The sequence below is a fragment of the Sphingomonas faeni genome, assembly GCF_040407505.1.
GTDB classification, from domain to species: Bacteria; Pseudomonadota; Alphaproteobacteria; order Sphingomonadales; family Sphingomonadaceae; genus Sphingomonas; species Sphingomonas faeni_E.
This window is the reverse complement of sequence record NZ_JAPZPQ010000009.1, coordinates 1-26761: the sequence shown is the minus strand read 5'-3', so window position 1 is coordinate 26761 and position 26761 is coordinate 1. Positions and strand designations below refer to the sequence as shown.

15 protein-coding genes are annotated in these 26761 nt (G+C 67.9%); 12 read left to right on the top strand and 3 right to left on the bottom strand.

From position 1 onward, the window contains the following. Nucleotides 1-22 precede the first annotated feature (22 nt). Entirely contained in the window at nt 23-2518 is a 2496-nt protein-coding gene (gene ptsP, locus O6X71_RS19050; protein WP_353467245.1) for a phosphoenolpyruvate--protein phosphotransferase, read from the top strand. Further along, the gene (gene nagE / locus O6X71_RS19045; protein WP_353467244.1) at nt 2515-4221 is read left to right on the top strand and encodes an N-acetylglucosamine-specific PTS transporter subunit IIBC; all 1707 of its coding nucleotides are present in this window, start codon (nt 2515-2517) and stop codon (nt 4219-4221) included. The genes ptsP and nagE overlap by 4 nt, the downstream gene beginning before the upstream one ends. A gap of 146 nt (nt 4222-4367) precedes the next feature. Here nagE and galA read toward each other — a convergent pair whose 3' ends face one another. Continuing rightward, entirely contained in the window at nt 4368-7280 is a 2913-nt protein-coding gene (gene galA, locus O6X71_RS19040; protein ID WP_353467243.1) for a beta-galactosidase GalA, read from the bottom strand. Nucleotides 7281-7301: 21 nt separating this feature from the next. Beyond that, nucleotides 7302-8039, bottom strand: coding sequence for a GntR family transcriptional regulator (locus tag O6X71_RS19035; protein ID WP_056062350.1), 738 nt, complete (start codon nt 8037-8039; stop codon nt 7302-7304). Nucleotides 8040-8290: 251 nt separating this feature from the next. Between O6X71_RS19035 and O6X71_RS19030 the strand changes: the two genes are divergently transcribed. The 9 genes from O6X71_RS19030 to O6X71_RS18990 all read left to right on the top strand — a co-directional run bounded on the left by O6X71_RS19030 (nt 8291) and on the right by O6X71_RS18990 (nt 22805). Continuing rightward, nucleotides 8291-10612: a beta-N-acetylhexosaminidase gene (locus O6X71_RS19030; protein ID WP_353467242.1), complete on the top strand. Its 2322-nt coding sequence runs from the start codon at nt 8291-8293 to the stop codon at nt 10610-10612. Further along, a complete protein-coding gene (locus O6X71_RS19025) occupies nt 10612-13197 on the top strand; it encodes a beta-mannosidase (protein ID WP_353467241.1) in 2586 nt (861 codons plus the stop codon). The genes O6X71_RS19030 and O6X71_RS19025 overlap by 1 nt, the downstream gene beginning before the upstream one ends. Then, nucleotides 13194-15728 (top strand): glycoside hydrolase family 3 C-terminal domain-containing protein, encoded by a 2535-nt coding sequence (locus O6X71_RS19020; protein WP_353467240.1) that lies wholly within the window; start codon nt 13194-13196, stop codon nt 15726-15728. The genes O6X71_RS19025 and O6X71_RS19020 overlap by 4 nt, the downstream gene beginning before the upstream one ends. 11 nt (nt 15729-15739) lie before the next feature. Then, a complete protein-coding gene (locus tag O6X71_RS19015) occupies nt 15740-17170 on the top strand; it encodes a glycoside hydrolase family 125 protein (RefSeq protein WP_353467348.1) in 1431 nt (476 codons plus the stop codon). Further along, on the top strand, nt 17167-19464 hold the full coding sequence (locus O6X71_RS19010) for a GH92 family glycosyl hydrolase (RefSeq protein ID WP_353467239.1): 2298 nt from the start codon (nt 17167-17169) through the stop codon (nt 19462-19464). Before O6X71_RS19015 ends, O6X71_RS19010 begins: the two co-directional genes overlap by 4 nt. Nucleotides 19465-19482: 18 nt before the next feature. Then, nucleotides 19483-21405, top strand: a complete 1923-nt coding sequence (locus O6X71_RS19005; RefSeq protein WP_353467238.1) for an alpha-L-fucosidase — start codon at nt 19483-19485, stop codon at nt 21403-21405. A 51-nt stretch (nt 21406-21456) separates the two neighbouring features. After that, nucleotides 21457-21750: a DUF1330 domain-containing protein gene (locus O6X71_RS19000; protein WP_056487012.1), complete on the top strand. Its 294-nt coding sequence runs from the start codon at nt 21457-21459 to the stop codon at nt 21748-21750. A 129-nt stretch (nt 21751-21879) separates the two neighbouring features. Next, a complete protein-coding gene (locus O6X71_RS18995) occupies nt 21880-22176 on the top strand; it encodes a hypothetical protein (RefSeq protein ID WP_353467236.1) in 297 nt (98 codons plus the stop codon). A gap of 77 nt (nt 22177-22253) precedes the next feature. Then, entirely contained in the window at nt 22254-22805 is a 552-nt protein-coding gene (locus tag O6X71_RS18990; RefSeq protein ID WP_136189564.1) for a glycine zipper 2TM domain-containing protein, read from the top strand. Between the two features lie 111 nt (nt 22806-22916). On the opposite strand, the gene O6X71_RS18985 is transcribed toward O6X71_RS18990, so the two are convergent. Next, nucleotides 22917-25028: a prolyl oligopeptidase family serine peptidase gene (locus tag O6X71_RS18985; RefSeq protein ID WP_353467235.1), complete on the bottom strand. Its 2112-nt coding sequence runs from the start codon at nt 25026-25028 to the stop codon at nt 22917-22919. A gap of 125 nt (nt 25029-25153) precedes the next feature. On the opposite strand from O6X71_RS18985, the gene O6X71_RS18980 reads away from it, so the two are divergent. Next, the gene (locus O6X71_RS18980) at nt 25154-26548 is read left to right on the top strand and encodes an MFS transporter (protein ID WP_353467234.1); all 1395 of its coding nucleotides are present in this window, start codon (nt 25154-25156) and stop codon (nt 26546-26548) included. The last annotated feature ends 213 nt before the right edge of the window (nt 26549-26761 follow it).

Here is a 26761-nt window from a genome sequence, read left to right as displayed (position 1 = left end):
TTCTGGTATCGAGAACGCACTCATGGCCTCCATCCTCCTGACCGCGCCGATGCAGGGCTGGGCAACGCCGATCGATGAAGTGCCGGACGCGGTGTTCTCGGAGAGGATGCTGGGTGACGGCGTCGCGATCGATCCGACCGGCGACTGCCTCTACGCTCCCTGCGCCGGCACCGTGCTGACGCTGTTGCCGAGCCGCCACGCGATCACGCTGGCCACGCCCGAGGGTGCGGAGATCCTGATTCACATCGGGCTCGACACCGTCGCGCTCGGCGGACGCGGGTTCACCCCGTGCGTCGCGGTCGGCGACCCGGTCGAGCGCGGGACACCGCTGATCCGCTTCGACCTAGACCTGCTGGTCCGCGAGGCTCGTGCGGTCGTCACGCCGATCGTCATCGTGAACCCCGACCGGTTCAGAATCGTCCACGCAGTCTCCAGCGAACTGGTCGCGGTCGGCGATCCACTGATGACGCTCGAACCCAGCGACGCGGTCGCACACCGCGAGACGAGCCAGGACGGCGCGACGCACACACGCACGGTCGTCGTTCCGCTCCCCCACGGTATCCACGCCCGCCCCGCCGCGCGCCTTGCCGCGACAGCCAAGCGCTTCGACGCCGACGTGACGCTCACATCCGGCGACAAGACCGCCAACGTCCGCAGCCCGATAGCCCTGCTAGCCCTGGCAATCCGCCACAACGAGACGCTCATCGTGACTGCGGCAGGTGCAGACGCCGCGGTCGCGCTTGCCGCGATTTGCGACCTGATCGAAAGCGGCATGGACGAGCCGGCCGAAGCCCCCGTCCGCGCACCCGCCATCGTCCCCTCGCCAGCCCGCCCCGCAGTCGACGGCGCGCTGATCGGCGTCACCGCGGCACCCGGCCTGGCAATCGGCCGAGCACGCTGGTTTCGCCCCGCCGACATCTCGGTCCCCGAACAGGGCGAAGGCATCGCCGTCGAGGAGGCTCGCTTCGATGCGGCCGTCACGACGCTGTCGACCCGTTTCGCGGAGCGCGCCCGCAGCGCAACCGGCCCCGAACGCGCGATCGTCGAGGCGCATGCAGCAATGCTCGACGATCCCATGCTCCACGAAACGACACGCGGCGGCATCGCCCGCGGCGAGAGTGCGGGTCATGCTTGGCGCAGCGCTATCCGTCCGCAGGCTGACGCGCTGCGCACCAGCACCGATCCGCGGCTCGCCGAGCGCGCCGACGACATGCTCGATCTCGAACGCCAGTTGCTCGCGCTGATCGCCGGGGTGGAGACCACGCCACTGTCGTTCCCACCCGACACGATCCTGCTCGCGGACGATCTGCTGCCGTCCCACGTCCTGTCGCTCGACCGCGCGAACATCGTCGGCTTCTGCGTCGAGCGCGGCGGCCCGACCTCGCACGTCGCGATCCTCGCCGCGACGATGGGCCTGCCCGCGTTGGTCGCGATCGGGTCGCCGTTGAACGCCATCAGCGACGATACGCCCGTGATCCTCGACGCAGGCGAAGGCCTGTTACGGATCGACCCCGACGCCGACACGCTCGTCGCCACGCAGGTCCGGATCGTCCAGGCGCAGGTCCGCCGCACCGAAGCCCTCGCGCGGGCGAGCGAACCCTGCCGCATGGCCGACGGTACCCGGATCGAGGCGTTCGCCAATCTCGGCGCGCTCGGCGACGCGCATCTCGCGGTCGAGAACGGCGCGGAAGGGTCGGGCCTGTTGCGCACCGAATTCCTGTTCCTCGAACGCGATGCCGCACCGACGGTCGCCGAACAGACCGCCGATTATCAGGCGATCGCCGACGCGCTCGACGGCCGCCCGCTGATCGTCCGACTGCTCGACATCGGCGGCGACAAGCCCGCGCCGTATCTGCCGATGGCGCCTGAAGAGAACCCCGCACTAGGCTTGCGCGGCATCCGCGTCGGCCTCGCGCACCCGCAGATACTGGAGGACCAGGTCCGCGCGATCCTGTCGGTAAAGCCCGCCGGGCAATGCCGGATCATGGTCCCGATGATCGCCAGTCTCGACGAACTGCGCGCCGTCCGCGCGGTGGTCGACCGCGTTGCTGCCGAGATCGGCATCGTCGACCACGTGCCCGTAGGCGTGATGATCGAAACGCCCGCCGCCGCCGTCACCGCCGATTTGATCGCCGCCGAAGCCGACTTCCTGTCGGTCGGCACCAACGACCTCACGCAATACACGCTGGCAATGGACCGCGGCAACGCAGCCGTCGCGAGCGGGATCGACGGATTGCACCCCGCCGTGCTCCGGCTGATCGCGCAGACCTGCAAGGGCGGCGTGGCGCATGGCCGCTGGACCGGTGTGTGCGGCGGGCTCGCGTCAGACCCGCTCGCCGTCCCCATCCTGATCGGGCTCGGCGTCACCGAACTTTCGTCCGCACCGACGCTGGTGCCCGAGATCAAGGCGCTGGTCGCCACGCTGACGATGGAGGCGTGCCGCGCGCATGCCGCCGCCGCGCTGCAATGCGGGTCCGCCGCCGACGTCCGCTCGCTCGCCCGGGAGTTCACCGCATGAAATCGATCCTCGAAGCCCTCCAGCCGCTCGGCCGCGCGCTGATGCTGCCGATCGCGGTGCTGCCGATCGCGGGCCTGCTGCTCCGCCTCGGCCAGCCCGACCTGCTCGACATCGCCTTCCTGAGTGCGGCGGGCGACGCGATCTTCTCGCATCTCGGTCTTCTCTTCGCGATCGGCGTGGCAACTGGCTTCGCGCGCGACGGCAACGGCGCGGCGTGTCTCGCCGGGGTCGTCTGCTTCCTCGTCGCGACCGAGGGCGCCAAGGTCCTGCTGGTCATCCCGCCCGAAACGACCGCCGGATTGACCGGCGCCGGCGCGGACCTCGCGATCGCGGCATGGCGCGCCAAGTCCATCGCCCGGCTCGACGTGCCGATCGGCATCCTGTCGGGATTGGTGGGAGGCCTGTTCTACAATCGCTTCTCGACGATCAAGCTGCCGGAATATCTGGCGTTTTTCGGTGGCAGACGGTTCGTCCCGATCGCCAGCGGCGTTGCCGGCCTGGTGCTGGGTGGCGTGATCGGCTGGGGCTATGGCACGATCGGCACCGCGATCGACACGATGAGCCTGTCGATTGCCGGATCGGGATACGTCGGGCTGTTCCTGTTCGGACTGCTCAACCGCCTGCTGCTCGTGACCGGGCTGCATCACCTGATCAACAACATCATCTATTTCGTGATCGGCGACTTTCACGGCGTGAACGGCGACCTGCGGCGTTTCTTCGCGGGCGATCCGAGCGCAGGATCGTTTATGGCCGGCTTCTTCCCCGTCATGATGTTCGGCCTGCCCGCCGCCTGCCTCGCCATGTACCACGAAGCGCTCCCCGAACGCCGTCGCGCGGTCGGCGGGATGCTCGCCAGCCTCGCCCTTACCTCGGCCTTGACCGGCGTTACCGAGCCGATCGAATTCAGCTTCATGTTCCTGGCGCCGGTCCTGTATGCGATCCATTCGGTTCTGACCGGGTTGTCCGAAGTCATCATGGCGCTGCTTGGCGTGAAGCTCGGTTACGGCTTCTCGGCCGGGCTGCTCGATTACGTCCTGAACTACGGCAAGGCGACGCGGCCGTTGCTGCTGATCCCGGTCGGTCTGGCCTATGCCGCGATCTATTACGTCGTGTTCCGCTTCTTCATCCGTCGCTTCGACCTGAAGACGCCGGGTCGCGAGACCGACGTTGTCGCGGCGCCGACGACCGCAGCGCAGCCCGGCAGTCGTGGTGCGGCGTTCGCCCGTGCGCTCGGCGGTCCGGCGAACCTGACCACGGTCAGCGCCTGCACGACGCGGCTTCGCCTGATCGTGGTGGACCAGTCCGCGGTCGACGACGCCGCCCTGAAGGCACTGGGCGCACGCGGTATCCTGCGGCCGTCGAACTCCGCGCTCCAGGTCGTGCTCGGGCCGATCGCGGATGTGGTGTCGGTCGAGATCCGCGACGCGCTGGCCTTGGGCGAAGACCTCACCGTCGAACCGGCAGCGCAGGTCGCGGCGGATGCGATCACGCTGTCTTCGGCGACCGAAGCTGCGCTCGGCGGTGCAGCGAACGTCCTTGCCGCCAGCCGCCATACCGGGCGACTGCGCGTCGAGCTGGGCGATATCGCGCTGGCAGACGATGCGGCACTGGCGAAGCTCGGTATCCGCGCGATAGCCCGCCCCGCCCCCGGCCAGCTTCACGTGCTGGCGACCGACGCGGTCCTGACGGCGCTGGCCCGGTAGGCTTTGAAATTGATCCTCCCCCGCCAGGGGGAGGTGGCTGGCACTTGCCAGACGGAGGGGGAGGAAAGGGAAACGCCTGTTCCGTGCCCTCCCCCTCCGTCACCTTCGGCGACACCTCCCCCTGGCGGGGGAGGATTGTATAGACCTCAGCGCGCTGCAGGTTCCAGCGACACAGGGCCGAGTATCCCCGAAACCCCCTCCGCGGTGGCTTCCACCACCAGCACGATCTGGCGCACGCCACCGCCCGCCGGCAACGCCGCCTCAAGCGGCCCGGCCTCAGCACCCCCCTTCGACGCGAGGCGCCGGCCATCGACCCACAGCTCGGCCTTCCCCACGATCGCGGCGAAGCGGATCGTGCCGCCCTCCGCACCGATCCGCCGCCACGGCGTCACGCTCGCCCGATACAGTCGCCAACGGCCCTCCGCCGCCGGCTGAACCGGCGTACCGCTACGCACGAACGCCCAGCTATTATTGTCCCCATCGATCGGCGCCAGCGCAGGATCGGGGCGCGCGGCGAACGCCGGCGAGCGACGCCACTCGCGGATAGCCTGCCCACCATAGGTCGCGGCCATTTGTGCGCGCGGTGCGATCGCCGCCCGGTCGATCACCAGCCGCGCCGGCTTCAATCCTGGTGCAGTCGCGGTCATCACGATCCGCCCTCGGCCCGTGCCCGCCTGCACGATCACCTGCGCCAGCCCGTTGAACAACGACCGCGCATCGCCCTTCTCCGGCTCATGGCTGTTCGGATCGCCATTACCGACACCGATGATCGCCGCGCCGTCGACCGAGAACCGCGTCGGCAGGTTCGCGGTCGGAACATGCCGTCCAGCCGCATCGATCGCGTCGATCGTCACCGGCTGCGTATCCTCGTCGTCGCCCGCCATCACGGTCCGCGCCGGCGTCAGCCGCAACGCAACCGGCTTGCCAACGGTCTCGTGCGCGGCCGTCGCGACGACCTTACCGCCGCGCATCGCGACAACCTCGATCCGCCCCGGCGCATAGGCCACGCTGAACTCGTTGCCCATGATCCGGTCGACCGCCTGCTCGCCGACCTTCCGCCCGTTGAGCCGCAACTCGACGCGCTCGGCATTGCTCATCACCAGCACGACGACCGGCTGGCCCTCGCGTCCCGGCCACGTCCAGTGCGGCGTCAAACTGACGACCGGCACGTCATCAACCCAGTGCGCGCGATGAATATCGAACGCAGTCTTCGGGAACCCGCACAGGTCGAGGATGCCGAAGAAACTGGAGATCGTCGGCCATTCGTGCGGCGTCGGTTCGCCATGATAATCGAACCCGGTCCATACGAACCCGCCCGCGACGAACGGGCGATCGGCGATCTTCTTCCACGTCGCTCGGTGCGTATCGCCCCAGCTCGCCGCCTCGACGTCGTAAGACGACTGGACATGCGCGGCCGGATCGCTCGCGAACGCGCCGCGCGTTTCATAAGCGCTGGTATCCTCCGAACTCGTCATCGGCTTGGTCGGGTTGAGCTGGTGGAAGCGGTCGTAGTCGCCCTGGTAATAGTTGAAGCCGACCACGTCGAAAATGCTCGACACGTTGATCGGATCGAAGAACGCGCCGTTCATTGCGCCCGTGACCGGCCGGCTGTCGTCGAGCGCGTGCGCCGCGTGCGCCATTCGCCGGAGCATCTCGACACCCGCCTCGGTGCCCTGCATCGGCTCCTCGTTGAACACCGACCACAGGATCACGCTCGGGTGGTTGCGATCGCGGCGGACCATCCATTCGAGCTGCGCCATGTAATCGGGCGCGGGATTGAACTGGCGGTTCTCGTCCATCACGACGAAGCCCATTGCGTCGCACAGGTCGAGCAGTTCGGCGGCCGGCGCATTGTGCGAACAGCGGATCGCATTGCAGCCCATCGCCTTCAGTCGCTCCAGCCGCCAGCGCAACAGCGCATCGGGGATCGCGGTGCCGACCCCGGCATGATCCTGGTGCAGGCACACGCCCTTCAGCTTCACCGACTTGTCGTTGAGCAGGAAGCCACGGTCCGCATCGAACCGGATCGTGCGGAAGCCGACCGGAATCCGTCGCTCGTCGACGATCGCCCCGTCGCGCAGGACGTGCGTCACCACGGTATAGAGCGTCGGAGTCTCGATCGACCACAGGCGCAGCGCAGGCACGGCCAGCGTCAATGCCGCAGTCGCGTGCTCCAGAGGCAGGACCGTCGCAGCCGCCTGCGCCCCCGCCACGCGCTTGCCCTCGGGATCGAGCAGCGCGACATCCACCGTGACGCCGACCGACGCGCGATCGATGCTACCGAGCTTCACTTCGACCGGCACGCTCCACCCGCCATTCGCGGCGGGCCTCGGATCGCAGTGCACGCCGTCGGTCACGATCGCCACCGGCGCGCGGCGGATCAGCCACGCATGGCGATAGATCCCCGCGCCTTCGTACCACCAGCCCTCCATCGCCTGCGCATCGACGCGCACGGCGATGACGTTGAGGTCGTCGCCGAACCGCGCGAACGGCGTCAGGTCGATCTCGACGCTGGTATACGCCGACCAGTTGTGCGCGACGACGCTGCCGTTGACCCAGACCGTCGCGTTGGTCGCGATTCCGTCGAACTGCAGCCCGATCGTCTTGCCGCGGTCCGCCGGATCGAGCCGCAGCGTCCGCCGGTACCAGCCGATACCGCGTGCACGGAAGCCTTGCGAGATGCTTGCGGTCTTCACGAACGGCTGGGCCGACGCCCAGTCATGCGGCAGGCGGACCGACTGCCAGTCCGAATCATCATACGCTATCGCCGCGGCGCCCAGCGCGTTGCCGGCCTTCACACTTAGATACGTCGCGTTGTGGCCGTCGGGCGCGGGCGCGATCACGTCGCCCTCGTGGAACAGCCACCCGCGCTCGATCAGCGTCCGCGACGGATCCTGCACCAGCGCGCGCGACGGCAGGGTTCGCGACGGCTGCGGCATGGGGAGCGCGCCGGCACTGCCCTGCGCCTTGACGCTAGCCGCAAACCCGACCTCGATCGGCCCCACGACCAGAGAAGCACCGGCGCCCGCCGTGCCAACAAGAAGCTCACGTCGGTTCATCGGTACTCTCGGTAGTGGAGGTCAGATATCGGCGAGTTCGGCGACGAAGTCGTACGCATCGCCGCGGTAATAGGAGCGCGTGAACTCCGCGGCCCGGCCATCGCGCAGGAAGCCGCGACGCTCGATCAGCAGCCCGGCATGGCCCGCGTCGACGCCCAGCATCCGCGCATGCTCGCCGCCGAACGGTACCGCACGCAGGCGTTGCAGCGCGCGTACCGGGCGGCTGCCAGCGTTCTCGAGCGCGGTGTAGAGCGAGTCATCGACCACCTCGACCGACGGCAGGCAATATCCCGCGATCGTCGAGAATTCGAGCGCCATCGCCTCTTCGTCGGCATAGCGGATGCGGTTGAAGCGGAACACTGCCGCCCCCGGCGACAACCCCAGCGCCATCGCCTCCTCAGGGTTCACCTGCCCCGCCGAGCGCGAGATCCAGCTGCTGCTCGACGTCCGGCCCCGCGCCGCCATGTCTTCGCTGAACGACGACAGCTTCGAGAAGCTCTTCTCGACGCGCCCGGCGACGAACGTCCCCGCCCCGCGCCTGCGCGTGAGAAGCCCTTCCTCGACCAGTCCGCCGATCGCCTTGCGCACGGTGATCCGCGATACGTCGTACTCGATCGCGAGATCGCGCTCGGCCGGGATCGCATTGCCTTGCACCAACAGCTTTTCGCCGATCGCGTTGCGGATCAGTTCCTGCAACTGGAGGTAGAGCGGCGATGGATTTCCCTTGCGAAAGCGTCCGATGTCATCGGAAAACGCCATGTATTCCCCCTCCGACCGGCAGCTCAAAGCGAGCCTTGCCGCGTCCCTTATGGTAGCGTAGCCAAGGACCGCCTGGTCGGCAACCAGACTAAATCCATGGGCCATATTGGTATGTCCCCTGACCGCCCCACGTCCGATCTCTTGTCAGATCAGGACAAGCTTGCTGTCAAATGACGGGGTTGTGTCTGGACTTATATTGGTTACATTCCTCGACCAGCGGCCGTCAGGAGCCGATACAGGGAGCAGTCGACATGCGTGCAACCGCGAACCGAAATGCCGGGCGCTGGCTGACGGCGACGGCGCTGCTTCCTGCCGCTCTCTGCGCGATCCCTGCCCAGGCGCAGGACCGCCTGCCACTGGTACCGCAACCTTCGGCAATCACTCGCACCGCCGGCAGCTTTACGGTCGCCAACGGTGCAATGGTTGCGGCTGATCCATCCGACGCGGGTGCCGACGCAGCCGCGCGCCTGCTCATCGCGCATGTGAAGACCGAGCGCGGGCTCGCTCTCCAGACGTCGCCGAACGGCAATATCCGCTTCGTCCGCGATGCCGCGATCAAGGGCGCTGAGGCATACCGGCTGACCGTCGACGCGTCCGGCGCAAAGATCACCGCGTCGGGCGACGCCGGGCTTCTCTACGGCGCGATGACGCTCGCCCAACTCATCAGCCCCGATCGCGCGTTCGGCCAGCCCGTGCGCATCCCCGCGGTGACGATCGACGACGCCCCCCGCTTCGGCTGGCGTGGGCTGATGGTCGACACCGCACGGCATTTCCAGTCGCTGCCGTCGATCTATGCGATCGTCGACCAGATGGCGTCGGTTAAGCTCAACACGCTCCACCTGCACCTGTCGGACGACCAGGGCTGGCGGTTCGAAGTGAAGGCCTATCCCAAGCTCACCGAGATCGGCAGCATCCGTACCAGCCCCTCGACCGGTGAAGCGCCCGGCGCGCGCGTCGGCGGTTTCTACACGCAGGACGAACTGCGCAAACTGGTCGCCTACGCCGCCGAGCGCGGCATCGTGATCGTCCCCGAGATCGACCTCCCCGGCCATGCGCAGGCGCTCGTCGCGGCCTATCCAGAGCTCGGCGTGACCGGCGACACGCCTGCGGTCAGCAACGCGTGGGGCGTCAACCCGTACCTCTTCAACCCCGGCCCCAAGGGCATCGCGTTCGTCAAGACGGTGCTCGACGAACTGATGGCGGTGTTCCCCGGCACCTATATTCATCTCGGCGGCGACGAGGCGGTGAAGGACCAGTGGGAACGCAGCCCCGAGGTCCAGGCGCAGATGGCGAAGCTCGGCATCAAGGACGAGAACGGCCTGCAAAGCTGGATGATCGACCAGTTCGGCACCTATCTCGCTAGCAAGAAACGTCGCCTGATCGGCTGGGACGAGATCCTCGAGGGCGGCCTGCCCCCGTCGGCTTCGGTGATGTCGTGGCGTGGTGAAAAGGGCGCGGTCGATGCCGCCAACCAGAACCACGACGTCGTGCTGTCGCCCGCACCGACGCTCTATTTCGACAACCTGCAAAGCGACCGGCGCGACGAACCGCCCGGCCGCCTCGCAATCCAGTCGCTCGCGACGGTCTATAACTACGAGCCGATGCCGACGGGCATCTCGGCGGACAAGGCGCAGCACGTGCTCGGCGCACAGGCCAATCTGTGGAGCGAGTACATCGTCACCCCGTACCAGATGCAGCACCTGATCTTCCCGCGCGCCGCCGCGCTCGCGGAGATCACGTGGTCGGGCAAGGACAAGCGCGACTTCGCCGGCTTCCTCGACCGGGTCCAGCCGCAGATCCGGCGTTGGCGGAAGTCGGGGCTGGAGGTCGCGGACAGCGCGTTCGCGGTCGGCTACACGCTCGACGGCACGCGCGGCGATGCGCTCCGTACCAATCGCACGAAAGTCGTGCTCGCCACGCAGGCGCCTGACGGCACGATCCGCTACACGCTCGACGGCAAGATGCCGACCGCGCGGTCGCCTGCCTACACCGCGCCGCTTTCGGTAAAGCCCGGTGTGTCGATCCGCGCCGCCGCCTTCGATGCGAGCGGCCAGTCGGTCGCCGAGCCGCGGCTGTTCGAGACCGGGCGCCAGGCGCTGCTGACCCGCACGGCGTCGGACATGATCGCCTGCCCTGCCGGTTCGCTCATCCTCCGCCTACCGCTGACCTCCGAGGCACAGACCAACGCCCCGGTGTTCAACGCCGACATCTTCGATACCTGCACCGCCTACCCGGCCGCGCCGATGGGTGTCGCCAAGGGGTTCACGATCGATATCGCTCGCCTGCCGCGCAACTGGGGCCTCGCGCACGACGTCACCAAGGTGCGCCAGCATTACAACGTGACGCCACACGGCGAGCTAATGGTGCTGGTCGGCTGCACCGTAAAGGGCGCGAAACCGGTGATCGCCGGTACCTTCCCGCTGCCCGATCCGAAGACCGCGCCGACCCGCTTCAGCGTGAACGGGACGTTGCCGACGATCACCGGAGACCGCGACATCTGCCTGCAATTCACCTCCCCCACGTCCGACCCATTCTACGCGGTCGAGCGCATGACCCTGTCGGAGACACGCTGATGCGTCGCTGGTTCGTCCTTCCCCTGATCGCGCTCGCCGCGCCCGCGTTCGCCTCGCCCAAGACCATCGTGCCGCTCGACGGTGCGTGGCAGGTGCGGATCGATCCGACCGACACCGCCGCGATCACCGCGCACAAGCGCGAGGCCACGTGGCTGCCGGCGGCCGTCCCCGGATCGGTGCAGCAGGACCTGATCGCGGCGCACCGCGTGCCCGATCCGTTCAAGGGCACCAACGAGGCAGCGATCCAGTGGGCCGGGCTGACCAAATGGCAGTTCCGCCGCGTGTTCGACGTCACCCCGGCGATGCTCCAGCGCAATCACCTCGATCTCGTGTTCGACGGTCTCGACACGTTCGCGACGGTCAGCGTCAACGGCACGGTGCTGCTGACCACCGACAACGCGCACCGGCGCTGGCGTGTGGATGCACAGCCCGTGCTCAAGGTCGGACGCAACGAGGTGCTGGTGACGATCGCCTCGCCGATCCGCACGCTCCAGCCGATGGTGCTCGCCGAGAAGAACCCGCTGCCGGGCGAATATGACAGCGCGTTCGGCGACGAACCCAAGGGCAAGCAGACCTCGCCCTATATCCGCAAACCCAAATATAATTACGGCTGGGACTGGGGTCCCCGCATCGTCAACACCGGCATCTGGCGGCCGGTCCGGCTGGAGATCTGGGACGACGCGCGGATCGACACGCTCCGCGTCGACCAGGAGGCGCTGACGCCGACCGAAGCACGGCTGTCCGCCAAGCTCGACATCGCCGTCGAGACGCCCGGCGTCGCGACGATCCGCGCCGCGGTCACCGGGCCGGACGGCAAGACGGTCTCGGTCGACCGGACGGTGACGCTCGTCAAGGGCATCAACGCGGTCTCGATCCCGCTGGCGATTGCGGATCCGAAGCGTTGGCAGCCGGTCGGTTACGGCGCGCAGCCGCTCTACACCGTCACCGCATCGCTGGGCGGCGCGGAGCCGACGCCCGAGGACAGCGTGACGAAGCGGATCGGCCTGCGCACGGTCGAGCTGATCCGCAAGGACGGCAGCTTCGGGTTCAAGGTCAACGGCACGCCGATCTTCGCCAAGGGCGCGAACATCATCCCGTTCGACAGTTTCCCGGCGCGCGTCACGCCTGCCTATATGGAGACCATCCTGAAGGGCGCGCGCGACGCCAACATGAACATGGTCCGCATCTGGGGCGGCGGGACCTATCTGGACGACGCGTTCTACGACATCGCCGACCGGATGGGCCTGATGGTGTGGCAGGACTTCATGTTCGGCGGCAGCGTCACGCCGCCCGACGCCGCCTTCCGCGAGAACGTCAGGATCGAGGCCGAGGAACAGGTCGCGCGGATCGGATCGCACCCCTCCGTCGTGCTGTGGGCCGGCGGCAACGAGGTCCTGTCGGGCTGGGAGAACTGGTCGGATCGGAAGGCCTTCAAGAAGGCGGTCGGCGCCGACGAGCAGGAGCGCATCGGCGCCGGCATGGCCGTGCTGTTCGACCGCGTCCTGCGCGAAGCCGTCACGCGCAACGCCCCCGGCACGCCCTATTGGCCGGGCTCGCCCTCGACCAATTACGAGGGGCCGGTCGACACCGACAAGGACGGCGACCGTCACTTTTGGGACGTATGGTCGGGCTCCAAGCCGGTCGAGAACTATCTCGACAGTTGCCCGCGCTTCATGTCCGAATACGGGTTCCAGTCGATGCCGGACCTGTCGACGATCCGCGAATTCGCCGGCAAGGGCACGCTCACGGCGGACAGCCCGGTGATGAAGGCGCACCAGAAGTTCCTCGCCAGCGAAGGCAATGAGCGGCTGATGATGTACCTGCGCGATCGGTTGCGCCCCGCGCGCGACTTTGCCGATCTCGTCTACCTGACGCAGGTCAACCAGGCCGAGGCGATCCGCATCGCCGCATCGCATCACCGCGCCTGCCGACCGGTGACGATGGGCTCGCTTTACTGGCAGCTCAACGACGTCTGGCCCTCGATCAGCTGGGCGAGCATCGATCATGCCGGCCGTTGGAAGCTGCTCAACTACGCCGCCCGGCGGTTCTTCGCGCCCCAGGCGATCGTCGCCGAGCGGAAAGACGGCGCGACGCGCATCTCGCTAATCTCCGACGCGACCACGCTGGTCGACTCCCGCTGGCGGGTGCGGACGATGACGATGGACGGCAAGGTGTTGAAGGACACCACCGCCGCGCTGATGCTCGAGCCGCTCTCGTCGAGACTGGTCGCGACGCTGTCCGACGATGCGCTGTTCGGTACCGCCGCGCCGACCGGCAGCTACGCGGTCGCCGATCTGCAGCTCGATAACGGCGGCACGAGCCGGGCGATCATCGAACGCGCCCTGCCCAAGGACATGGCGTACCCCGACCCCGGCCTGAGCGTTCGCTGGACCGGCAACGACGTGAAGATCACCGCGACCAACCTGGCCCGCGCGATAATGCTCGATTTCGGCGCGGTCGCGGCCCAGCCGTCCGACGACGGCTTCGACCTGTTGCCGGGCGAGAGCGTCACCATCCATGTCGTCTCCGACGCCTCCGCCGCCACCTTGCGGAAAGCGCTTACCCTGAGGACCCTCGCCCGATGATCTGGCTCCTGCTCGCCTCCGCCGATCCCGTTGCCACCGCGGTCGCGCAAATGTCGCTCGAACAAAAGGCGGCGCAGTTGCAGAGCACCGTGCCCGCCGATCCGAAAGCCGGCCTGCCCGCCTACGACTGGTGGAACGAGGGGCTGCACGGCCTCGCGCGCAACGGCCACGCCACCGTCTTCCCGCAGGCGATCGGCATGGCCGCGACCTGGGACACCGCGCTGGTCGCGAAGATCGGCGACGTCGTCGCGACCGAGGCCCGCGCGCGCTTCAACGCGCAGGACGTCGGCGCGAACCGCAAGATCTACGAGGGGCTGACGATCTGGTCGCCCAACATCAACATCTTCCGCGATCCACGCTGGGGCCGCGGCCAGGAAACCTACGGCGAGGACCCGTATCTCACCGGTCGCCTCGGCGTCGCGTTCATCGGCGGGTTGCAGGGTCCCGACCCGCTCCATCCCAAGGTCATCGCCACCCCCAAGCATTTCGCGGTGCACAGCGGCCCCGAAGCCGGCCGCGACAGCTTCGACGTCGATCCCAGCCCCTATGACCTGGAGGCGACCTACTTCCCCGCATTCCGACTCGCGGTCACCGAGGGCAAGGCGCAGTCGCTGATGTGCGCGTACAACTCGATCCACGGCGTCCCGGCCTGCGCGTCATCGGCGTTGATGGTCGACCGGCTTCGGCGCGACTGGGGGTTCAAGGGCTTCACCGTGTCGGACTGCGACGCGGTGTCGAACATCAGCCTCTACCACCATTACCGCCTCGACGCCGCGGGCGCCGCCGCCGCCGCGATCCGGGGCGGCACCGACCTCAATTGCGGCAGCGCCTACGCCGCCCTCCCCGCCGCGGTCCGCCAGGGTCTCGTCACCGAAGCCGAGGTCGACACCGCGCTGATTCGCGCGCTCGAAGCCCGCCGCGCGCTCGGCACCGTGTTCGGCGCCGCCAACCCGTGGCGCAGCATCGGCACCGACCAGGTCGACACCCCCGCCCACCGTGCACTCGCACTCGACGCGGCACGGAAATCGATCGTCCTGCTCAAGAACGATGCGAACCGCCTGCCATTGAAACCCGGCAGCCGGATCGCGGTGATCGGCGCGGACGCGGACGATCTCGGCGTGCTGCAAGGCAATTATCACGGCACCGCGGTCGCGCCCGTCACCCCGCTGCAGGGCATCCGCAAGCAGTTCGGCGGCGCCAACGTCCGCTACGCGCAAGGCTCATCGCTCGCCGATGGCGCAGCCGTGCCCGTCCCCGAAACCGTCTTCGTCGGCGGCCTGAAGACCGAATATTTCGCCGCGCAGGCCGGCGTCGGCGCACCGACTCTGACCCGCATCGATCGCCACATCGACATCGACCACAACCGCGCGAGCCCCGCTCCCGGTCTCGCCAGGACCTTCGGCGTCCGCTGGACCGGGACCTTCACGCCCCCCGCCGCCGGCACCTATCCGCTGGTCGTCGACGTCCCCGCCTGCTGGAAGGATTGCGCGACGCACGACGCGGTCCGGCTCTGGATCGGCGATCGCCAGATCTCCGCCGGCGAGGTCAAGAAAGGCCGCGTCGAGGTCACGCTCACCAGCGACGGCAAGCCCGTCCCGTTCCGCCTCGAACTCGATCACCGCAGCGACGACGAAGGCGTCCGCCTGCTCTGGAGCCCCCCCGCACAGCCGTTGCTCGACCAGGCGGTCGCCACCGCGCGCGACGCCGACGTGATCGTCGCGGTGATGGGCCTGTCGCCCGATCTCGAAGGCGAAGCGCTCTCGGTCAGCGTCCCCGGCTTCGTCGGCGGCGACCGCACCGACATCGGCCTGCCTCCAGCGCAGGTCCGCCTGCTCGAAGCACTGAAGGCGACCGGCAAGCCCATCGTCCTCGTCCTCACCAGCGGCAGCGCGGTCGCGGTCGATCCGGCATGGGCCGACGCGATCCTCGCCGCCTGGTATCCGGGCCAGGCCGGTGGCACCGCGATCGCCGAGACGCTGGCGGGGCTCAACAACCCGTCGGGCCGCCTTCCCGTCACCTTCTACAAGACCACCGGCGACCTGCCCGCGTTCACCGACTACACGATGAAGGAGCGCACCTATCGCTACTTCACCGGCACGCCGCTCTGGGGCTTCGGCCACGGCCTGAGCTACACCAGCTTCGCCTATGCCGCGACGAAGCCGGCGCTCAGCGTCGCCGCCGGACAGCCGCTGACCGTCACCGCGAAGCTGTCGAACGCCGGCGACCGTGCAGGCGAAGAAGTCGTCCAGGCGTACCTCGTCGCGCCCGCAGCCAAAGCCGGAGGATCGACCACCCCCGTCCTCCAGCGCCAGCTCGTCGGCTTCGGCCGCGTCGCGCTGAAGCCCGGCCAGTCGCGCACCGTGCCGATCACGATCGATCCCCGGTCGATGAGCAGCGTCGCGCGCGACGGCACGCGGACGATCGTCCCCGGCGCCTACCGTCTCTATATCGGTGGCGGCCAGCCCGGCGACGGCGCGGGCCAGTGGAGCGACCTGACGATCACCGGCGCCACGGTGGAGTTGCCCAAGTGAGCGCCACGAACATGGACCGCCGCACCGTGATGGCCGGCGGCGTCGCCGGGGGCCTGGCGCTCGTCGGCACGTCCGCCTTCGCCGCCCGCCCCTCGCTCCCCAGCAAGCGCCCCGCGCTCGCCGACCGCAACTTCACCAGCCGCTCGGTCGAACGCGAGATCGCGCGTGTCTCCGCCCGGATCGGCGACCCAAAGCTCCGCTGGATGTTCGGCAACTGCTATCCGAACACGCTCGACACCACGGTTCGCATGTCGACGATCGGCGGCGCCCCCGATGCGTTCGTCATCACCGGCGACATCCCCTGCCTCTGGCTCCGCGATAGCTCCGCGCAGCTTCGCCCCTATCTCCATCTCGTCCGCGAGGACCCGGCGTTGCGCACGCTCTTCCGCGGGCTCATCGCGCGCCAGTCGCGCTCGATCCTGATCGACCCCTACGCCAACGCGTTCATGGAAAGCCCGACGGCGAAGACCGATCTCAGCTGGGCCCTCAAGGACCAGACCGAGATGAAACCCGGCGTCGCGGAGCGCAAATGGGAGATCGACTCGCTCTGCTATCCGATGCGCCTCGCCTACGGCTATTGGCAGGCGACGCGCGACGCGACACCGTTCGACGCGACCTGGGCCGAGGCCGCCCGCGCGAGCATCCGCACCTACCGCGAGCAACAGCGCAAGGACGGTCGCGGCCCCTACAGCTTCCTGCGATCCTCGAACCGCAACACCGAGACGATGGCGCTCGAAGGCTGGGGCAATCCCGCCAAGCCCAACGGCCTGATCCAGTGCGGCTTCCGCCCCTCCGACGATGCCTGCGTCTACCCGTATCTGATCCCGTCGAACCTGTTCGCGGTCACCACCCTGCGCGAACTCGCGGTCGTCGCGAACGAAGCGCGTCACGACACGGCGCTCGCCGCCGACGCGACCGCGCTCGCGAACGAAGTCGAGGCGGCCCTCGTCGCGCACGGCCGGATGCGCTTGCGCGACGGCAGCGAAGTCTGGGCTTTCGAAGTCGACGGTTTCGGCAACGCCGTCTTCATGGACGACGCCAACGTGCCGTCGCTCTCCGCGCTCGCCTATATGGGCTGCGTCCCCGCCACCGATCCGCTCTGGCGTCGCACCGCCGATGCCGCCTGGAGCGACGCCAACCCCTACTTCTTCAAGGGCACCAAGGCCGAGGGCATCGGCGGACCGCATGTCGGGCTCGGCCAGATCTGGCCGATGTCGCTGATCGTCCGCGCGCTGGCGGGCGCAGATGACGCGACCGTCCGCGCGTGCCTGCGGATGCTGCGCGACACTGATGCCGACACCGGCTTCATCCACGAGGCGTTCGACAAGGACGATCCCGCCAAGTTCACGCGCTCCTGGTTCGCCTGGGCCAACGGGCTGTTCGGCGAACTGATCGTTCAGCTTGCGAACACCCGCCCCGCATTATTGGCGAGCGCACTATGAAGATCACCCGACGCGCCCTGCTTGGCTCAAGCGGTGCGCTGGCCATCACCGGCGCGATCCCCGCAGCCGCGCGCTCGGTGAAGGCCGCGCCCAATCTGTGGATCGGCACCGGCGGCGACGGCCACACCTATCCCGGCGCGACGATGCCGTTCGGGATGGTCCAGGTCAGTCCCGACACCGATACCGAGAATTGGGCCAACTGCTCGGGCTATCATCACGGCGACCCGACCATGATGGGCTTCTCGCACACGCATCTGTCGGGCACCGGCATCGCCGACCTGATGGACGTGCTCGTCGTCCCCGGCCGCGGCGCGGTCAAGCTGCTGCCCGGCTCACCCGACAAGCCCGGCGAAGGCTATCGCCAGACCTATGCGCAGGAGGTCACCGAGCCCGGCTATTACGCCGTCACGCTCGGCAACGGCGTTCGCTCCGAACTGACCGCCGAGACACGCGTCGGCTGGCAGCGTCACCACTTCCCCGCCGGCCCCGGCCACCTCCTGATCGACCTCGGCAATTACCGCGACAGCCGCCCCGGCGAAGGTCCGCTGATCGACGAGAGCCGGATCGAACTCGATACCGACGGCACGCTCACCGGCAGCCGCCGGACGTTCCGCTGGGCGAAGGGCCGCCGCATCCACTTCGCGATGCACGTGTCGCCAAAGCCCGATCGGATCACGCTCTACGCCGACACACAGAGCGTCAACGGCGCGATCGTCACCGCCGACCGCGTCCGCGCGGTGCTGCATTACGACAACGCAGGCGCCGCACCGATCGTCGTCCGCACCGCCGTCTCCGCGGTCGACATGGCGGGCGCGCGCACCAACCTCGCCGCGTCCTATTTCCGCGAGTTCGACGTCGCGCGACGCCAGGCGATCCGGAACTGGGCCGACACGTTGAAGGTCGTGAAGGTCGAGGGCGCCACCGACGACGCCCGCGTCATCATGACCACCGCGCTCTACCACGCGATGATCGCGCCGACGCTCTTCTCCGACGTCGACGGCCGCTATGTCGGGCTCGATCGCGAGGTTCACAGCGTCCCCGCCGGCGAGCAGGCGTACAGCACCTATTCGACCTGGGACACGTATCGCACGCTCCACCCGCTGCTGACTTTGGTCGCACCCGATCGCGCGAAGTCGCTGGTCCGCGACCTGATCCGCCAGACGCAGCAAAGCGCGTACGGCCCACCCTGCTGGCCGCTCCAGGGGGTCGAGACCGGCACGATGATCGGCTGGCACTCGGTCGCAATCATGGCCGAGGCCGCGGCAAAGGGCATCGACGCCGACTATGCCGCTGCATGGCCCGCGATTCGAACCCGCGCATTCGATCCCGCCGCCCCCGACCTCGTCAACAGCCGCGCGCGCGGCACCTATATCGAGCGTGGCTACCTCCCCGCGGACGTCGTCGACGAGTCGGTCAGCCGGACTCAGGAATACGCCTATGACGACTGGGCAATGGCGACGCTCGCGCAGAAGGCCGGCGCGAAAGAAGACGCCGATCGCCTGCGTCTCCGCAGCCGCAACTACCGTAACGTGCTCGATCCCGCGATCGGCCTCGCCCGGCCCAAGCTCTCCGACGGCAGCTGGCTGAAGCCGTACGATCCGATCCAGCTCGGCCACACCAAGCGCTACCGCGACTTCACCGAGGCGAATGGCTGGCAGACGACGTTCCTGAACCAGCACGATCTCTACGGCCAGATCGCGCATTTCGGCGGCGACGCGAAGTTCGCGAGCCGGCTCGACGCGCTGTTCGCCGCGCCGTCGACACTACCCAAGGATGCGCCGCCCGACATCTCCGGGCTGCTCGGCCAATATGCTCACGGCAACGAGCCCGACCAGCATGTGCCGTATCTCTACGCCTATGTCGGGCAGCCGTGGAAGACGCAGGCGTTGGTCCGCAAGCTGCTCGACACGATGTACCGCAACGCGCCCGACGGGATCATCGGCAACGACGACTGCGGCCAGATGAGCGCATGGTTCGCGATGTCGGCGCTCGGCTTCTACCCGGTCGATCCGGTCGCGGCGGTCTACGTGTTCGGCTCGCCGCTGTTCACCCACGCCGAGGTCCGCGTCGGCAAGGGCCGCAAGCTGGTCGTCGACGCACCCGGCAACCGCGCCGACACGCCCTATGTCGCGGCGGTCCAGTGGAACGGCAAACCGTGGACGAAAAGCTGGATATCCCACGCCGATCTCGCGGCTGGCGGTACGCTCCGCTTCACCATGTCCGCCACGCCGAACCCTGCATTCGGCGCGAAGCTCGCCGACCGACCGCCCTCGTTCGGCCAGCCCGCTGCCTGATACCTCCCGGAGACGATGATGACCGAAGTTTCCCGCCGCCTGCTGCTAGCCTCGGGTCTTGCCGCCACTGCCACCCACGCGATCGGTGCCGGCCGCGACACCGCGCCGAAACCCTGGGGTGCGACGCCCTCGAAGCGCCAACTCGCTTGGCACGCGCGTGAGCAATACGCGTTCGTCCATTTCTCGATCAACACCTTCACCGATCGCGAATGGGGCTATGGCGACGAAGATCCGAAGCTCTTCAACCCGACCGACTTCTCGCCCGACCAGATCGTCGCGGCAGCCAAGGCCGGCGGCATGCGCGGCATCATCCTGACCGCCAAGCATCATGATGGCTTCTGCCTGTGGCCGACGATGCTGACCGAACACTGCATCCGCAACAGCCCCTACAAGGACGGCAAGGGCGACATCGTCGGCGAGATGGAGCGCGCCACGCGCCGTGCAGGGCTCGATTTCGGCCTGTATCTCTCGCCCTGGGATCGCAACCACGCCGAATACGGCCGCCCCGCCTATGTCGAGTATTTCCGCAAGCAGGTGGTCGAACTCTGCACCCGCTACGGCACGCTGTTCGAATTCTGGTTCGACGGCGCGAACGGCGGCGACGGCTATTACGGCGGCGCGCGCGACACGCGGAAGATCGACGCGCCAAAATATTATAACTGGCCGTCGATCGTCGCGCTGGTCCACGAGCATCAGCCGATGGCCTGCACCTTCGACCCGCTCGGCGCGGACCTGCGCTGGGTCGGGAACGAGGACGGCATCGCGGGCGATCCGTGCTGGCCGACGATGCCGAACCATCCCTATGTCCAGTCCGAGGGCAATTCTGGCGTGCGCGGCGCGCCGCTCTGGTGGCCCGCCGAGACCGACGTCTCGATCCGCCCCGGCTGGTTCTACCACGCCGACGAGGATTCGAAGGTCAAGACGCCCGCGCGCCTGATCAAGCTGCACGACGAGTCGGTCGGTCGCGGCACCAACCTCAACCTCAACCTGCCGCCGGACCGGCGCGGCCGCCTCGCCGACATCGACGTCGAGACACTGAAGTCGTTCGGCACGGCCCAAACCGCGACCTTCGCAACCGATCTCGCCAAGGGCGCCGTCGCATCCGCCAGCCACGTCCGCGGGAAGACCTATGCGGCCAGCACAGTGCTCGACTGCAACCGCGACACCTATTGGTCGACGCCCGACGCCATCACCACGCCGACGCTGACGTTGGACCTCCCGCCGGGCCGATCGTTCGACCTCATCCGCCTCCGCGAATACCTCCCACTCGGCATCCGCGTGACCCGGTTCGCGATCGACGCCGAGATCGGCGGACAATGGCGCAAGCTCGCCGAGCATTCGGGCATCGGCCCCCAGCGCATCGTCCGTCTGGAAAAACCGATAGCCCCCCGCCGCCTCCGCCTGCGCATCCTCGAAGGCACCGCCTGCCCAGCAATCAGCGAAGTCGCGCTGTTCCGTCAGGTCGCACCCGCCCCCGTCGCGCCGGTCCGGAACACCGACACGACCACCGTCGTCACCACCCGCTGGTCGATCGTCACCGCGACCGCGCCGGGTGCCAAGGCGCTGCTCGACGACGACAGCGCGACCGCCTGGACCCTGCCCGCGCCTGCGCCCGGCACACCCGCCTCGGTCACGATCGACCTCGCCGCGACCGAGACCCTCGCCGGCTTCGTCCTGATCCCGTCGCGCGCGGTAATGGCGAACACCGCCCCGCCGAAAGGCTACCGGGTCGAGGCGAGCACCGACGGCAAGAGCTGGCAGGATATCGCCAAGGGCGAACTCCCCAACATCGCCTACGCGCTCGCCGCCCAGCGCATCGCCTTCGCCCGACCGACCACCGCGCGCTACCTGCGCTTCTCGTTCGCCGAAACAGCGATCCCCGCCCAACGACTGGCGATCGCGGGCCTCGGTGCGTTCAGGCCGAAACCAGGCGCATCTTGACGGGCATAGGTATATTCGCTGCCACCCTGCCGCCGCAGAAGGAGAATGTTGATGACCGCCTATGTCGTATTCGTGCGCAACGAAGTCACCGATGCCGAAGAGATGAAGCAATACCAGGCCAAGGCGCCCCTGGCCCGCGAAGGTCGCACGCTGAAGCCACTGGCGTTCTACGGTGCGGTCGAGACGCTCGAAGGTCAGGCTGTCGAGGGCGCCGTGATCCTCGAATTCCCGGACGTGGCCGAGGCGCACGCCTGGTATGACAGCCCGGCCTATCAGGACGCGCTGCAGCACCGCCTTAAGGGTGCCGACTACCGCGTATTCGTGATCGAGGGGCTCCCCGGCTAACATAGGGCCGCCTGATCCCCGGCTGGCGCACCCAACCTGTACGCCAGCCAACAACCCCGTTCAGGAACGATGTCTCTCGATAGCCGTATCAACGGCACATCCCGATTGTCGGGTTCGAGAGGACATCTCATGAAGTTTACGCATCTCATCGCTGCCGGGTTGGCCTTCGCGACACTCGGCCTCGGCGCCGCCGCTCCCGCAGAGGCACAGCGCGGGTACAGCCAGCAGTATCGCGACAACGATCATCGCGGCGACCACCGCGACCATCGGGGCGACCGCCGCGACTATCGCCACAACGATCACCGCGGCGATCGTCACGACGACCGTCGCTATCGTGGTCGCGATCATGATCGTCGCAACTGGAACAACAGCCGCCGCTGCCGCACCGAATGGCGCCACAACCGCCGCGTGCAGATCTGCCGCTGATAAGTCTTGAAATCGAGTGGGCGGTGGCGCGATGCTGCCGCCCACTCTCGTTGTGACCTTTTAGAAGGATCCGGATCATGAAGCGTTTTCTCGGTACGGCTGCACTGATCGCCGCTACCTGCCTCTCCGCCGCCACCCCCGCGCTCGCGCAGTCGCAGGCCGACGACGCGCGCTTCGCCGCCGCCCAATCGCGCCTCGACAGCGAATTGCAGATCTTCCGCCAGGAATTCGATCGCTACCAGTCGGTCCGCGGCAACCGCGGCGGCTATGCGCCACAGGGCGGCTATCGCACCGCGCCAGATCGCAGCGGCGGCTACCAGGAAGCGTATCCGGACGAGCGCGACGAGGGTAACTACGACCCCTCGCGCTACTATCGCGCCGGCCCGAACTACCAGGAGCGCACGCTGGCAACCAACGACCGCGTCTATGCGGGGCAGGACGGCAAATATTACTGCAAGCGCAATGACGGCACGACCGGGCTGATCATCGGCGCGGCCGGCGGCGGCATCCTCGGCAACGTCATCGACGGCGGCCGTTCGCGGATCGTCGGCTCGCTGCTCGGTGCAGCGGCGGGTGGTCTCGCCGGGCGCGCGGTCGAGCAAAGCAACAGCCAGGTCCGCTGCCGCTGAGGCGCGCCCCGTCATCCTGACGAAAGTCAGGATCCAGAGCCACGTGCGGAATGCCTCGTGGCTCTGGATCCTGGATCAAGTCCAGGATGACGGGGTTCTTCGGGCCGCCCCCTACTTCGCCACCCCCACCAGCTTCTGCGTGAAGTACGTCATCTGCAAAGCCTGCAACCGAGCCCCCTGCTCGATATCCGCATCGCCCGAATGGCCACCCGCCGTGTCCTCATAATACAGATACGGCAGCCCATATTCCTTCAACCGCGCCGCGAACTTCCGCGCGTGCTGCGGCCCGACGCGGTCATCCTTGGTCGTCGTCCAGATATACGGCTCCGGATACGCGACGCCCTTCTTGATGTTCTGATACGGCGAGATCTTCTCAAGGAACGCCTTCTCCGCTGGCACCGTCACCGAGCCATATTCGTCGACCCACGACGCCCCTGCCGCAATCCCCTCATACCGGATCATGTCGAGCAACGGCACCTGGATCGTCACTGCCTTCCAAAGGTCGGGATGCTGGTTGAACTCGACCCCCATCAGCAACCCGCCATTCGACCCGCCATAGATTCCCAGCTTGGCCGGGCTCGTCAGCTTCCGCGCAAACAGGTCCTTCGCGACCGCCGCGAAGTCGTCGTAAATCACCTGCCGCTTGGTCTTCCGCCCCGCGTCATGCCATTTCGGCCCGAACTCCCCGCCCCCGCGGATGTTCGCGAGCACGTACGAGCCGCCCCGTTCCAACCAAAGCTTGCCGGTGCTCCCCGAATAGCTCGGCGTCATCGACACCTGGAAACCACCATACGCCGTCATGATCGTCGGCGTCGTCCCGTCGAGCACGATGCCCTTCTTGTGGACGACGAAATACGGCACCTTCGTCCCGTCGGTCGACGTCGCCTCGAACTGCTCGACCACATCGTTCGACGCATCGAACTTGGCCGGCAAAGTCTTGATCGGCTTTGGCGCAGCCCCCGTCGCCGCATCCAGCGAATAGAGCGACGTCGGCGTCAGGAACCCCGTCACCGTCAGATACGCATCGTCGCTACGATCGGTCGTGCTCGCGACGTCGATCGAGGCATTGTCGGGCAACGCGATCGGCTTGGCGGTCCAGCCGCCCGCCCCATGCGTATAGACCGACGCCCGGCCACGAACATTGTCCGACACCACCAGCAACAGCTTCGACTTGGTCAGCGCCATCCCGTCGACCGACTGGCGCGGCCCCGGTGCGAACACGATCGTAGGATTGATCGCGCCCTTCTCCACCTCGGCAAGCGGCGCGGAGGCAACCGCCCCCTCGGGGATCTTGCCCCAGGGATCGCTGGTCGAGAAGATCACCTGTCCGTCGATCATGCCAACCGGAAACGTCCGGTCGGGCAACGCCAACGGCCGCGTCCCCGCCGGCGTCCACACCAGCTTGTCCGCACCGAAGAACGTCTTCCGCCGCTGGATCACCACCAGCCGGTTGCCCTTCTCGTCGGTCAGCACATCCGCACCGGTCGGCCCCTGGTCGGTCGCCGCGCCGCGATACACCTCGGTCGCGGCGGTCAGCGGCTGGCCGCGCTTCACCTGCTTCAACACGAACGCATAGCCCGACTGAGTCGTCGTCCCCGCGCCCCAGTCGCGCGCGACCAGCAGCGTATCCTTGTCGACCCAGCTCGCATCCTGCTTCGACTTCGGCAGCATGAAGCCGCCCTCGACGAACGCGCCGGTCGACAGGTCGAACTCGCGATACGTCACCGCGTCCTCGCCACCCTCCGACAGCGCGACGAGGCACAGCCGCTCCTCGGGCTGAAGACAAGTAGACCCCTTCCACACCCACTGCTTGCCCTCGGCCTTGCCCAGCGCATCGAGATCGAGCGCGGTCGTCCATTTCGGCGTCGCGCTCGCGTAATCGGCAGCACTCGTCCAACGCCACAGCCCATGCGGATGCTCGGCATCGCGCCAGAAATTATAGATCCGCCCGAACATCTGGTTCGGCATCGGGATGCGATCCTTGGCCGACGCGATCGCGAGCGCCTCGGAATAGAAGGTCTTGTAGCGCGGATCGTTCTGCAGCCGCGGCAACGTCTTGGCGTTCTCCGCCTCGACCCAGGCGAGCGGCTTTGCGCCATCCTTGTCCTCGAGCCAGATATACGGGTCGGCGGCAGTGTTCGTTTTGGTCATCGGTGCGACTTGGGCGATGGCTGCGGTCCCCGCAAGCAATGTCGCCGCCGTCGCAAACAAGATACCACGCATATACAACTCCCTACCGTCACCCCGGGCTTGTTCCGGGGTCCACCGATCCGCATAACAAATCCTGTCGATTGTGCGGCACGGTGGTCCCCGGAACAAGTCCGGGGTGACGAAGCGAGTTCAAGAAAATGCAGGACGGCCTGCCCAAACCCCGCCGCTTCGTCGCGATCGCCGCAATCTCGGCGGGCACGGCGCTGACGATCATCGACGGCGGCATCGCCACCGTCGCGCTCCCGACGATTGCGCGCGACCTGCACGTCGGCAGCAGCGCGGTGGTGACCGTCGTCACCGTGTACCAGCTGATCCTGGCGATGGCGCTGCTCCCCTTCTCCGGGCTCGGCGATCGCATCGGCCTGAAACGCATGTACCAATACGGCCAGCTGCTCTTCACCGTCGCGACGTTGCTCTGCTTCTTCGCCAAGAGCCTGCCCTTCCTGCTCGTCGTCCGCGCCGCACAAGCCTTGGGTGCCGCGGCGGCACTGAGCGTCTCATCCGCACTGATCCGCTCGATCTACCCGACCAAGCAACTTGGCCGCGGGCTAGGCATCAACTCGGTCGTCGTCTCCAGTTCCGCGGCACTCGCCCCGACGATCGGCGGCCTCGTCCTCGCCATCGCCCCCTGGCCCTGGGTGTTCGCCAGCGCAGTCCCGTTCGCGATCGCGTCGCTCCTACTCGGCCGCGCGCTACCCGAACCGCGCAAACACGACGAACCCTTCGACGTCCTCGGCGCAGTCATGTGCGCAGCGATGATCGGCCTCGTCATCGGCGGCGCGGAGAGCGCGGTCCACGGCGACAGCCCGATCGTCTCCGCCGCCATCGTGCTGACCGGCGCAGTGATCGGCTGGTTCTTCGTGAAACGCGAACAAGGCGAGACCAAGCCGATCCTGCCGATCGACCTGCTCGCGCGGCCAGTGCTCGCGCTGTCGGCGATCGGTGCCTACACCGCGTTCATCGCACAGATGACACTGCTGCTCTCGACCCCGTTCCGCCTGACGCACGCCTACGGGTTCAGCGCGGCGGAAGTCGGCGCCGCGATCGCACCGTGGCCGCTGGCGAACATGTTCGTCGCGCCGCTCTCCGGCTGGTTGTCCGATCGCTACCCGGCGGGGCTGCTCGGCGGGATCGGCATGGGCGTCTCGATCTGCGCGCTTCTGCTGATCGCGTACATGCCGGCCGACCCCGGGTATTTCGACATCGCCTGGCGGATGGCGTTGTGCGGCTCGGGGTTCGGGATGTTCATGGCCCCGAACGCGCGCCTCATCATCGGCAGCGCCCCCCGCGAACGCGCCGCTGCGGCTGGCGGCCTGGTCTCGACGGTGCGCTTGGTAGGCCAGACCACCGGCGCCACCCTGGTCGCCGCCCTCCTGGCCATGGGCGTAGGCGCGGGCATTACCCCGCCCCTGGTCGCAGCAGGCCTGGCGCTAGTGGCAGGCCTATGCAGCCTGAGCCGCCTCCGCCCCTCGATCCGCAACCCGCCGACCGAAGAAACGCAAGACGTCCAACCCGCCCAACAAACGCGGTGACCGCTGCTCCCTCTCCCCTTGGGGGAGAGGGTCGGGGTGAGGGGCCGCCAAGCAGTGCTCCACCCGGAACAGGGGGGGGCCCCCCCCCCCCCCCCCCCCCCCCCCGGGGGGGGCCCCCCCCCCCCCCCCCCCCCCCCCGGCACCCAGGTGAGGAGAAAACCCGGGAAAAAAAGCCCCCCCGGGCAAACCACACTGCCCACACCCCAAAAGGGG

Coding starts and splice junctions, on each gene's coding strand:
- O6X71_RS18980 (WP_353467234.1), top strand. CDS start 25,154: ATGCAGGACGGCCTGCCCAAACCCCGCCGCTTCGTCGCGATCGCCGCA.
- galA (WP_353467243.1), bottom strand. CDS start 7,280: ATGAACCGACGTGAGCTTCTTGTTGGCACGGCGGGCGCCGGTGCTTCT.
- O6X71_RS18995 (WP_353467236.1), top strand. CDS start 21,880: ATGAAGTTTACGCATCTCATCGCTGCCGGGTTGGCCTTCGCGACACTC.
- O6X71_RS19005 (WP_353467238.1), top strand. CDS start 19,483: ATGACCGAAGTTTCCCGCCGCCTGCTGCTAGCCTCGGGTCTTGCCGCC.
- O6X71_RS18985 (WP_353467235.1), bottom strand. CDS start 25,028: ATGCGTGGTATCTTGTTTGCGACGGCGGCGACATTGCTTGCGGGGACC.
- ptsP (WP_353467245.1), top strand. CDS start 23: ATGGCCTCCATCCTCCTGACCGCGCCGATGCAGGGCTGGGCAACGCCG.
- O6X71_RS19015 (WP_353467348.1), top strand. CDS start 15,740: ATGGACCGCCGCACCGTGATGGCCGGCGGCGTCGCCGGGGGCCTGGCG.
- O6X71_RS19025 (WP_353467241.1), top strand. CDS start 10,612: ATGCGTCGCTGGTTCGTCCTTCCCCTGATCGCGCTCGCCGCGCCCGCG.
- O6X71_RS18990 (WP_136189564.1), top strand. CDS start 22,254: ATGAAGCGTTTTCTCGGTACGGCTGCACTGATCGCCGCTACCTGCCTC.
- O6X71_RS19030 (WP_353467242.1), top strand. CDS start 8,291: ATGCGTGCAACCGCGAACCGAAATGCCGGGCGCTGGCTGACGGCGACG.
- O6X71_RS19000 (WP_056487012.1), top strand. CDS start 21,457: ATGACCGCCTATGTCGTATTCGTGCGCAACGAAGTCACCGATGCCGAA.
- nagE (WP_353467244.1), top strand. CDS start 2,515: ATGAAATCGATCCTCGAAGCCCTCCAGCCGCTCGGCCGCGCGCTGATG.
- O6X71_RS19010 (WP_353467239.1), top strand. CDS start 17,167: ATGAAGATCACCCGACGCGCCCTGCTTGGCTCAAGCGGTGCGCTGGCC.
- O6X71_RS19035 (WP_056062350.1), bottom strand. CDS start 8,039: ATGGCGTTTTCCGATGACATCGGACGCTTTCGCAAGGGAAATCCATCG.
- O6X71_RS19020 (WP_353467240.1), top strand. CDS start 13,194: ATGATCTGGCTCCTGCTCGCCTCCGCCGATCCCGTTGCCACCGCGGTC.